This window comes from Hydrogenophaga sp., assembly GCF_018780385.1.
In the GTDB taxonomy this organism is placed as follows: Bacteria; Pseudomonadota; Gammaproteobacteria; order Burkholderiales; family Burkholderiaceae_C; genus Hydrogenophaga.
This window is the reverse complement of record NZ_JADMJO010000118.1, coordinates 22,234-32,253: the sequence shown is the minus strand read 5'-3', so window position 1 is coordinate 32,253 and position 10,020 is coordinate 22,234. Positions and strand designations below refer to the sequence as shown.

Genomic DNA, 10,020 nt, shown 5'->3' with positions numbered 1-10,020 from the left:
AGGTCGTGGAAGAAGTCTTCCATGCTGGCACGCACACAGTCGTGCAGTTTGTTCTTGTTCATGCGGCCAGTTTCCAGTCGTCTCTCGGGGTTGTTGTTGTTTCGCTGGACCACTCGTCCAGGCTCTCGCTCACGCAGCGAAGCTGCTCGTCCACCGTGGTGGTGGTGTTCACACGCGCCCGGAACACGGCGGCGGCACCCGCGGGCAACGGCAGCGACTGCGCGTACCAGCCCAGGTGCTTGCGCGCGCTGCGCACGCCGGTGAATTCGCCGTAGAGGTCGTAGTGGTCGTGCAGGTGGTCCAGCAGCCAGCCACGGACATCGGCCAGATCGGGCGGCGGCAGGTGTTCGCCAGTGGCCAGGAAGTGCGAGATCTCGCGAAAGATCCAGGGTCGCCCTTGAGCGGCGCGGCCGATCATGATGGCATCGGCGCCGGTGCGGCGCAGCACCTCACGCGCCTGCTCGGGGCTGTTGATGTCACCGTTGGCGACCACCGGAATGCGCACCCGGCTCTTGATGTGGGCCACGGTGTCGTGCTCGGCCTGACCTTTGTAGCCCTGCTCGCGCGTGCGGCCGTGCACGGTGAGCATCTGCACGCCGGCGGACTCGGCGGCCAGCGCGAGCGTGGGCGCGTTGCGCACGCTGGCACACCAGCCGGTGCGCATCTTGAGCGTGACGGGCACGCCGTGCGGCTGGCAAGCCGCCACCACGGCCTGCACGATCTCGATGGCCAAGGCCTCGTCCTGCATGAGCGCGGAGCCGGCCCATTTGTTGCAGACCTTCTTGGCCGGGCAACCCATGTTGATGTCGATGATCTGCGCGCCGCGGTCGATGTTGTAGCGCGCGGCGTCGGCCATCATCTGCGCATCGGTGCCGGCGATCTGCACCGCGATCGGCGCGGCTTCGCCCTCGTGGTTGGCGCGGCGCGATGTCTTCAGACTGTCCTGCAGATCGGGGCGCGAGGTCACCATCTCGCTCACGGCATAGCCAGCGCCCAGTCGCTTGCACAGCTTGCGAAACGGCCGGTCGGTCACACCCGCCATGGGCGCGACGAACAGGGCATTGGGCAGGGTGAAGGCCCCGATGTGCATGGCGGTGGGAGAATGCGGGTGGATGGAAGTGGCCTTCGCCAACCCAGCCAATGCGGGATGCGAAGGACCGCGATTCTACCTGCCTGTTTTTTCAGCAGGCGATATCCGAACCCTTGCTTTCGCATTTCACAAACCACCACGCGCAACGCCACCCACAACGCCGACCGACGGCGTTTTTTTCTGCTGCCCATGCCCGACTGGTCCAACCACCTGATGCAACTGCTGGCCTTGCCCGAATTCGGGCTGAGCACCGTGTTCGTGGTGTCGTTCGTTTCGGCCACCCTGTTGCCGGTGGGCTCGGAGCCCGCGGTGTTCGGTCTCATCAAGCTCAACCCGGAACTTTTCTGGCCCGCCATCCTGGTGGCCACGGCTGGCAACACACTGGGTGGCGGGGTGAGTTGGTTCATGGGCCTGGGCACGCACAAGGTGGTGGACCGCGCGCGCGGGAGCCATGTCGATGTGCGAGCACTGGCGTGGCTGGAGCGCTTCGGCCCCAAGGCCTGCCTGCTGGCCTGGCTACCGGTGGTGGGCGACCCGCTGTGCGCCGTGGCGGGCTGGATGAAGTTTCCTTTCTGGCCCTGCCTGGCGTACATGGCCATCGGCAAGTTCGCTCGCTACCTCACCATGACGGCGGCGCTGCTCTGGTTCTTTCCCGGCGTCTATCAGGGATGAGCAACCACCAACCGCGTCTGCCCCGCGCCCTCTGGGCCTTGATGGTCGGCAACTTCGTGATCGGCACCGGGGTGATGGTGGTGCCGGGCACGCTGACCGACATCAGCACGTCGCTGAACGTGTCGATCCCGCAGGCCGGTCAGCTCATCACCGCGGCGGCCATCCTCATGGGCCTGGGTGCGCCGGCCTTCGCCAGCCTGGTGGCCGGCTGGGACCGCCGCCGCCTGCTCACGCTCTCCCTGCTCTGGTACGGCTTGCTCACCGCGGCCTGTGCGCTGGCGCCGAGTTACGCGAGCCTGCTGCCGCTGCGTGTGCTGGCCGTCATCTCACCGGCGGTCTTCACACCCCAGGCCGCGGCGTGCGTCGGTCTGTTGGTGCGACCCGACCAGCGCGGGCGCGCCATCACGTTCGTGTTCCTCGGCTGGTCGGTGGCCTCGGTCATGGGCATGCCGCTGTCGGCCTGGATCGGTGGCACGTTGGGCTGGCGCTGGGCGTTCGGCCTGGTGGCGCTGATGTCGGCGGCCAGCGCCGCCTGGGTCTGGCGCGAGATGCCCAACGGCATCCGGCCCGCCGCCCTGTCGCGCCAGGCCTGGCAAGCCACGCTGGGCTCCGCTCCCTTGATGTTCGCCGTGGGCGTGACGCTGCTCTCCGCCTTCGGGCAGTTCACACTGTTCTCGTACTTCGCGCCCTACTTCCTGCAAACGCTGGGGCTGGGCGGTGGTGCGCTCTCGCTCATGTTTCTGTGGTTCGGTGCCTTTGGTCTCGCGGGCAACGTGGGCATGTCGCGCTCGATCGACCGCATCGGCGCACCACGCGCCGTGTTCATCGCGCTCGGCCTGATCGTGCTGAGCCTGCTGCTGTGGCCCTTGGGCCAGGGAGGCATCTGGCAACAGGCGCTGGTGCTGGTGCCGTGGGCGCTGGGTTGCTTCGCGGTGAACTCGGCGCAGCAGGCCAGGCTGGTGCACATCTCCCCGGCGCTGGCGCCCGCCACGGTGGCGCTCAACACCTCGGCCATGTACGCCGGTCAGGCCATGGGGGCGGCGCTGGGCGGGCTGATGATTGCGCAAGGGCGCATGCTCAGCCTGAACCAGGTGGGGCTGGTGGTGCTGGTGCTGGCCATGGGCCTGAGCGTGTGGGCCGCCCGGGCTCAGAAGCGTTCGTAGGGCAGCAGGTAGCGCCACTCACCGACCGGCAATCCGGCCAGCGAAATGCGGCCCAGTCGCAGGCGGCGCAAGGCGGTGAGCTGCAGACCGGCGCGCTCACACAGGTGCGCCACCTGGCCCGTTCGGTTGCCCTTGATGGCCAAGCGCAGGCGCAGTTCGCTCTGCCAGCTGGCGCGCGCCGAGGGCACGGCCCAGCCGTCAAAGAACAGCGCCTTGCCCAATGACTTGAGCACCGCGTCGCGCCGGGCCTCGTCTTCCAGCTCGGGATCGGCCGCCACTTCGGCCAGCCACTCGTGCTCCAGTTGTCCCGCGTCGTCGGTCATCTTGCGCGCCACGCCCGGGTTCTGGGTGAACACCATCAGACCGCTGGCCTTGGTGCCCAGCGGCGACACCGGCAGCAGCTTGTGCAGGTGCGCCTTGAGTGGGCGCACGCCCGAGCGGTCACCTTTGAAGCGGTTGGCGTTGGTGAACCATTTGGCGGCCAACGCGTCGGGCAGCAGCGGCTCGTCGGGCAGCACCCGGGTGGCCGGTTTGTGCCAGATCAGCGTCATCGACTCCAGCGGCTCCAGCCTGGCCTTCGGGTCCAGCAACACGGTCTGGTCGTCGCGCACCCGCTCCATGGGCTCTTCCATCACCACGCCGTCCACCCGCACCCAGCCACCGGCGATGTAGTTTTCAGCGTCGCTGCGCGAGCATGGCAGTTGCGCGGCCAGGCGTTTGGCCAGGCGTTGCGGTTCGGGCTGGCCGGGTTGCGACATGTCGGCGTTCAGCTGCTGAACAGGAAGTTCATCACGTCGCCGTCCTTGACAACGTATTCCTTGCCTTCGGCGCGCATCTTGCCCGCGTCCTTCGCACCCTGTTCGCCCTTGAAGTTGACGAAGTCGTCGAAGGCGATGGTCTGCGCGCGGATGTAGCCCTTCTCGAAATCGGTGTGGATCACACCCGCGGCCTGCGGGCCGGTGTCGCCCACATGGATGGTCCAGGCACGCACCTCTTTCACCCCGGCGGTGAAGTAGGTCTGCAAACCGAGCAACTGGTAGGCGGCACGGATCAGGCGGTTCAGGCCCGGCTCGTCCTGACCCAGCTCCTTGAGGAATTCGAGCCGGTCGGCGTCGTCCATCTCGGAGAGCTCGGCCTCGATCTTGGCGCAGATGGCCACTACGGGCGCGTTCTGCTTCGCGGCAAAGTCGCGCAGCCGGTCCAGGAAAGGGTTGTTCTCGAAGCCGTCTTCGGCCACGTTGGCCACGAACATGGCGGGTTTGGCGGTGATCAGGAAGAACTGCTTGAGCTGCGCCTGCTCTTCCTTGCTGAAGTCAATGGTGCGCACCGGCTGCGTGTTGTTGAGCGCGGCCTGGCATTTCTCCAGAATGGCCACCTGCTTGATGGACTCCTTGTCACCCGAACGCGCGGTCTTGTTCACGCGGTGCAGCGCCTTTTCCACGGCAGCCAGATCGGCCAGGCAGAGCTCGGTGAGGATGACCTCGATGTCGGCGATCGGGTCGACCTTGTTGGCCACGTGGATCACGTTGTCGTCTTCGAAGCAGCGCACCACGTTGACGATCGCGTCGGTCTCGCGGATGTGCGCGAGGAATTTGTTGCCCAGGCCTTCACCGGTGCTCGCGCCCGCCACCAGACCGGCGATGTCCACGAACTCCACGATGGCCGGCACGACACGCTCGGGCTCGACGATGGCAGCCAACTGGGCCAGGCGCGGGTCGGGCACCTCCACCACGCCGGTGTTGGGTTCGATGGTGCAGAAGGGGTAGTTCTCGGCCGCGATACCGGCTTTGGTCAGCGCGTTGAAAAGGGTGGACTTGCCCACGTTGGGCAGGCCCACGATGCCGCATTGGAGACTCATGGAAAAACTTTCGGATCGGTCGGGGAACCCGCGATTTTACGGGTGGGGGTCGGGATCAGTCGAACTTCCAGTCTGCCGTGACCTTCTGCCCCACGCGGAGCACTTGTCCATCACCCTCAATCACGATGGCGTTCATGCCGAAGGTGACCGCGCCCTTCAGACGCGGGTCCTGCCGGTAGGCCTGCAGCGTGTCGCTCACCGCCGGGCTGGCGATAGCGGTTGTGGGATCGATGTTGGGAATGGGGCAGCGGCCGCAGGGCTTCACCGGCTCGATCACCGCAGCGCTGTCGTCGGTGGTGATGGTCATGGCACCCACGCGGTCCTCATCGTGCGACTCAATGCCACCCAGCACGATGTTGGGCCGGAAACGGCGCGTGTCAACCGGCGCGTGGCCGGCGGCCACCAGGCGCGCATTGAGATCGGCCAGCGAGCCGTTGCTGGTGACCAGCAGGCCAAAACCGTCGGCGAACTGGGTCGTGGCCTCGCGTCCGCCGGTCCAGGCGGGATCGCAGGGACGTTTCACATCGGGGTCAAAACGCGCCAGCCGCAGCCGTTTCAGGTGGCCCGGTGCGTCCGGCCCGAGAAAGTCGCTGAACCACTGCGCCGCCACATCGCCCATGTCGTACGCGTCCACCGCGTCGTCCCACACCCGCACCTTGAGCGGGCCTTCGGCCACGTCCAGCCCCAGATGCAAGGACAGCATGCCCGGCGCGCGCAGCATCAGCTGGCCCATCTTGAACGACGGCTGGATCAGCGCCATGCGGGGCAGCTCGCGCTGGCTGACGAATTCGCCCTCGGCATCCACCACCATCCAGGCACGGTCGTACAGCAGGCCGGTGTCGGTCAGCTCGGCCTCGGGCAGCTGGATGCCTGCGCAGGACTTGACCGGGTAGACCCAGAGTTCTTCGATGGTGGCCTGCACATCGGCGGCGGGGGTAGCGGCTGGGTTCATGGCGGGGTGTGCAGCAAGGTCGGGAGGGGAAAGTCGGGGCGACCCGCAGGGGTTTGGCCCGTGAGAGGCCCGGATTGTGCCCTGCTCCTAAAATCCCCACATGAATGCAACACCCCCGCGAACCGGTACGGCCCGGCGTTTTGATGTCGCCGTGCAGGGAGCCGGTGTGGTGGGCCAGACATTGGCCTTGCTGCTGGCCCGCGATCGACTGCGCGTGGCGCTGGTCGGCAACCCGCGCAGCACGGACACCCCCGACGTGCGCGCCTACGCCCTGAACAACGCTTCGCGCGAGTTGCTGCGCTCGGTGCGCGCCTGGCCCGAAGCCGACGCCAGCGACCCGCGCCCCACCCCCATCACCCCGGTGAGCGACATGCAGGTCTGGGGTGACGACGGCGGTGAGTTGAAGTTCTCCGCCAGCGACCAGGGCAGCGAGGCCCTCACCTGGATCGTGGACGTGCCCGCGCTGGAGCAGCGCCTGAGCGATGCCGTGGGGTTTCAAGGCGGCATCGAGCGCATGACCGAGACCCCGGCCGCTGCGCTCACCGTGGTGTGCGAGGGAAAACGCAGCCAGACCCGCGAGCAACTGGGCCTGGCCTTTGATGTTCGCCCCTACCCCCACAAGGCGGTGGCGGCGCGGTTGCGCTGCGAATTGCCGCACGGTGGCGTGGCGCGCCAGTGGTTCGCCCAAGGCGAAGTCATGGCCTTGCTGCCCCTGGGCGGTGCACAAGGGAACTCGGTGGCGCTGGTGTGGTCAGTACCTGCAGAGCAGGCCGACGTGTGGCTGCAATCCGATCCCTCCGTCCTGGCTCAGGCGGTGCAGGCGCGCAGCGCCAACACCCTGGGCACCTTGCACATGGAAAGTCCCGCCCAAGCCTGGCCCCTCGAACTCTCGCGCGCACAACGCTGGATCACCCGCAACGCCACTGGCGGTGTGGCACTGGCGGGTGATGCGGCGCACGCCATGCACCCGCTGGCGGGCCAGGGTCTCAACGTGGGGCTGGCCGATGCGGCCGAACTCGCCCGTGTGCTGCACGCGCGCGAGTACTGGCGCGAGCTCGGTGACCTGAAGCTGCTGCGCCGCTACGAGCGCGCGCGCGCGGCCGAGGTGAGTGCCATGGGCTGGGTCACCGACGGTTTGTTTGGCCTGTTTTCCCATGAAGACAGCCGCGTGCAGGCGCTGCGCAACTGGGGCCTGACCAGCTTCAACCGCAGCGGCCCGGTGAAGCGCTGGCTGGCGCGGCAAGCCATGGGCCAAGCGGCCTGAATCCCCTTTTTGTTCCCCGATCGCCTCTGAGCGCCCCCACGATGAAACTCTTCAAGTCCCTGTTGCTGCTGGCGCTGAGCGCCATCTCCCTGAGCGCGCTGGCGCAGGAAGCCACCATCCGCAAGAACCTCGCCGAGCGCCTGCCCAAATTGCCAACGATCGACGAGGTGAGCAAGACGCCGATGCCGGGCATCTTCGAGGTGCGGATCAACGGCAGCGACATCTTCTACACCGACGCAGAGGGCAACTACGTGATTCAGGGCGCGCTGATCGACACCCGGGGACGTGTCAACCTGACCGAACAACGCCTGGACAAGCTCACCGCGCTCGCCTTCAAGGACCTGCCCATGAAGGACGCCTTCACCCTGGTGCGTGGCAACGGCAAACGCAAGATGGCGGTGTTTGAAGACCCGAATTGCGGTTACTGCAAAAAGCTGCACCAGGAGTTCGCCGATCTCGACAACGTGACGGTGCATGTCTTCCTCATCCCCGTGCTCGGCCCGGACTCGGTGGAGAAAGCGCGCCGCATCTGGTGCGCCAAGGACAAAGCCAAAACCTACAGCGCCTGGATGTCGAACAACCAGCCGCCCGCCGCCGCCACCTGCGACACCGCCGCCATCGATCGAAACAGCCGCCTGGCCAGCAAGCACGGCATCAAGGGCACGCCCACCATGATCTTCACCAACGACACCCGGGTGCCGGGCTTCATCACGGCCGACCGCATCGAAACCATGCTCAACTGATGCCATTCAGCATGCCTTTGTCCGACGCTGGCGGCGAATCCCATGAGCACCCTCTCATTCACAAGCTGGGCTATGCCGGTCTGACTCCCCTGATGGGCCTGGCCCTTTTGATCTGGCTGGTCACGCCCGATCTGCAGGCCTGGGTGGCGCTGGCATTGGCGTCCTATGCGGCCCTCATCACCTCCTTTCTGGGCGGCATCCACTGGGGCATCGGCTGGAGTCAGCTGGCGCGCGCGCCCGAGAGCAAGGCGCACTTCCTGTGGGGCGTCATGCCCTCGCTGCTGGCCTGGCCCGGCCTGGTGATGCCACCCTACGCAGGTCTGGCCTGGCTCGGTCTGGTGTTGATCGTCTGTTACCTAGTCGACCGCAAGCTCTATGCACAAGCCGGGCTCGGTGCCTGGCTCAAGTTGCGCTTCCGGCTCTCCGCCGTGGCGGCCCTGAGCTGCTTCATCGGCGCTGGAGCCCTCTGATGCCCAAACGTCCCACCACCGCCACCGCCACCGGCGTGCGCTTCACCATCTCGGTCCAGGACGCCAACGCACACCTCTTTGCCATCACGCTGTTGATCGAACAACCCGCCAAAGACCAGCGCGTGAGCCTGCCGGTGTGGATCCCGGGCAGCTACCTCGTGCGTGAGTTTTCGCAGCACCTGCAGAACCTGCAAGCCAGGCAAGACGGTCACTCTGTGGCCATCAAACAGCTCGACAAGAACCACTGGCAGGCCGACGCGGCGGCAGGCAAACCGCTGGAACTGCAGTACGAGGTGTACGCGTTTGACGCCTCGGTGCGCACCGCTTTCCTGGACAGCACGCGTGGCTTCTTCAACGCCACCAGCCTGTGCCTGCGCGTGGCCGGCCAGGAAGCCCAACCCCATGCACTGGAGATCGCCGCCAGCGCCGCCACCGAGGGCTGGAACGTCGCCACCGGCTTGCCCGCCCACAGCGTGGACGCGGCGGGCTTCGGCCACTACCGCGCAGCAGACTACGACGAACTGGCCGACTGCCCGGTGGACATGGGCCGGTTCTGGAGCGGACAGTTCACCGCCGGTGGTGTGGAACACCGTTTCGTGGTCAGTGGCGCCGGCGCCTGGCTCGATGGTGAACGCCTGATCGACGACACGCGGCGCATCTGCGAAACGCAGATCGCGTTCTGGCATGGGGACGGAGCACCCCCGTTCTCCAGCTACGTGTTCATGCTGCATGCCAGCGCCGACGGCTACGGCGGGCTGGAACACCGCAACTCCACCGCGCTCATCTGCCAGCGGGCCGATCTGCCGCGCCTGCGGCCGTCCACCAGCGACCAAGCCGCCGCCCTCAAGGCCACCGACGGCTACACCACGCTGCTGGGCCTGATCAGCCACGAGTACTTCCACACCTGGAACGTCAAGCGCCTGCGCCCGGCCGAGTTCAAGCGCTACGACTACGACGCCGAGAATTTCACCGAACTGCTCTGGTTCTTCGAAGGCTTCACCAGCTATTACGACGACCTGATCCTGCGCCGCGCCGGCCTCATCGACGACACCGCCTACCTGCAATTGGTCGCCAAGACTATCAACCAGGTGCAGCAGACCCCGGGACGCCACCTGCAGACCGTGGCGCAGGCCAGCTTCGATGCGTGGGTGAAGTACTACCGCATGAACGAGAACACGCCCAACGCGACGGTGAGCTACTACACCAAGGGCTCACTCGTGGCCCTGTGCCTGGACCTCACGCTGCGCAGCGAGGGCCACACCACGCTGGATGCGGTGATGCGCGAGCTCTGGCAGCGCTGCAAGGGTGGCCCCATGCGTGAAGCCGATCTGCTGCGCGCGCTCAAACGCCTGGGCAAGCGCAGCTTCGACGTCGAAATCGCTGCGTGGGTGCACAGCACCGCGGACCTGCCGTTGATGGACCTTCTGCAAGGCCAGGGCGCCAAGTTCACGCACGACAAAGCACCACTGGCCCAGCAACTGGGCTTGCGCGTGAGTGATACCGGTGGCAGCGTGCACATCAAAACCGTGCTGCGTGGGGGCGCGAGTGAGGCCGCCGGCATGGCCGCAGGAGACGAGTGGCTGGGTCTGGAACTGGCGGCAGTGCGCCGGGGCGCCGCCGCCGAGGCCTGGCGCATCCACAAACTCGACGATGTGCAGATGCTGCGCGGTCAACGCACGCGAGTCACCGCACTGGTTTCACGCGACAACCGTCTGCTCAAATGCCCGCTGGACTGGCCGACCGAGAGTCTGGCCGTGAAACTGGGTGTTGCCGATGCCGCGCGTTTGGGCAGCTGGCTGTCCGACTGA

Annotated in this window: 10 protein-coding genes; 6 read left to right on the top strand and 4 right to left on the bottom strand. The window is 66.6% G+C overall.

All coding sequences use genetic code 11. The features are described 5' to 3' along the window. Positions 1 to 58 precede the first annotated feature (58 nt). Positions 59 to 1,090: a tRNA dihydrouridine synthase DusB gene (dusB, locus tag IV113_RS23630; RefSeq protein ID WP_291090468.1), complete on the bottom strand. Its 1,032-nt coding sequence runs from the start codon at positions 1,088 to 1,090 to the stop codon at positions 59 to 61. A gap of 189 nt (positions 1,091 to 1,279) precedes the next feature. On the opposite strand from dusB, the gene IV113_RS23625 reads away from it, so the two are divergent. Together IV113_RS23625 and IV113_RS23620 are read left to right on the top strand one after the other, a co-directional pair. Then, positions 1,280 to 1,762: a YqaA family protein gene (locus IV113_RS23625; RefSeq protein WP_291090465.1), complete on the top strand. Its 483-nt coding sequence runs from the start codon at positions 1,280 to 1,282 to the stop codon at positions 1,760 to 1,762. Further along, positions 1,759 to 2,925 (top strand): MFS transporter, encoded by a 1,167-nt coding sequence (locus IV113_RS23620; RefSeq protein ID WP_291090463.1) that lies wholly within the window; start codon positions 1,759 to 1,761, stop codon positions 2,923 to 2,925. The genes IV113_RS23625 and IV113_RS23620 overlap by 4 nt, the downstream gene beginning before the upstream one ends. On the opposite strand, the gene IV113_RS23615 is transcribed toward IV113_RS23620, so the two are convergent. The 3 genes from IV113_RS23615 to IV113_RS23605 are packed head-to-tail and all read right to left on the bottom strand — an operon-like array spanning position 2,910 to position 5,735. Continuing rightward, positions 2,910 to 3,683, bottom strand: coding sequence for an RNA pseudouridine synthase (locus IV113_RS23615; protein WP_291090461.1), 774 nt, complete (start codon positions 3,681 to 3,683; stop codon positions 2,910 to 2,912). The two genes, IV113_RS23620 and IV113_RS23615, sit on opposite strands and share 16 nt — an antisense overlap. An 8-nt stretch (positions 3,684 to 3,691) precedes the next feature. After that, entirely contained in the window at positions 3,692 to 4,783 is a 1,092-nt protein-coding gene (ychF, locus tag IV113_RS23610; protein ID WP_291090458.1) for a redox-regulated ATPase YchF, read from the bottom strand. 55 nt (positions 4,784 to 4,838) lie between these two features. Next, a complete protein-coding gene (locus tag IV113_RS23605) occupies positions 4,839 to 5,735 on the bottom strand; it encodes an MOSC N-terminal beta barrel domain-containing protein (RefSeq protein ID WP_291090455.1) in 897 nt (298 codons plus the stop codon). A gap of 100 nt (positions 5,736 to 5,835) precedes the next feature. Between IV113_RS23605 and IV113_RS23600 the strand changes: the two genes are divergently transcribed. Genes IV113_RS23600 through IV113_RS23585 form a run of 4 tightly spaced genes read left to right on the top strand, consistent with a single transcriptional unit; the run spans position 5,836 to position 10,020 of the window. Continuing rightward, positions 5,836 to 6,999: an FAD-dependent monooxygenase gene (locus IV113_RS23600; protein ID WP_291090452.1), complete on the top strand. Its 1,164-nt coding sequence runs from the start codon at positions 5,836 to 5,838 to the stop codon at positions 6,997 to 6,999. 41 nt (positions 7,000 to 7,040) lie between these two features. Next, entirely contained in the window at positions 7,041 to 7,742 is a 702-nt protein-coding gene (locus tag IV113_RS23595; RefSeq protein WP_291090449.1) for a DsbC family protein, read from the top strand. A gap of 11 nt (positions 7,743 to 7,753) precedes the next feature. Beyond that, positions 7,754 to 8,212: a DUF3429 domain-containing protein gene (locus IV113_RS23590; protein ID WP_291090446.1), complete on the top strand. Its 459-nt coding sequence runs from the start codon at positions 7,754 to 7,756 to the stop codon at positions 8,210 to 8,212. Further along, the gene (locus IV113_RS23585; RefSeq protein WP_291090444.1) at positions 8,212 to 10,020 is read left to right on the top strand and encodes a peptidase M61; all 1,809 of its coding nucleotides are present in this window, start codon (positions 8,212 to 8,214) and stop codon (positions 10,018 to 10,020) included. The genes IV113_RS23590 and IV113_RS23585 overlap by 1 nt, the downstream gene beginning before the upstream one ends.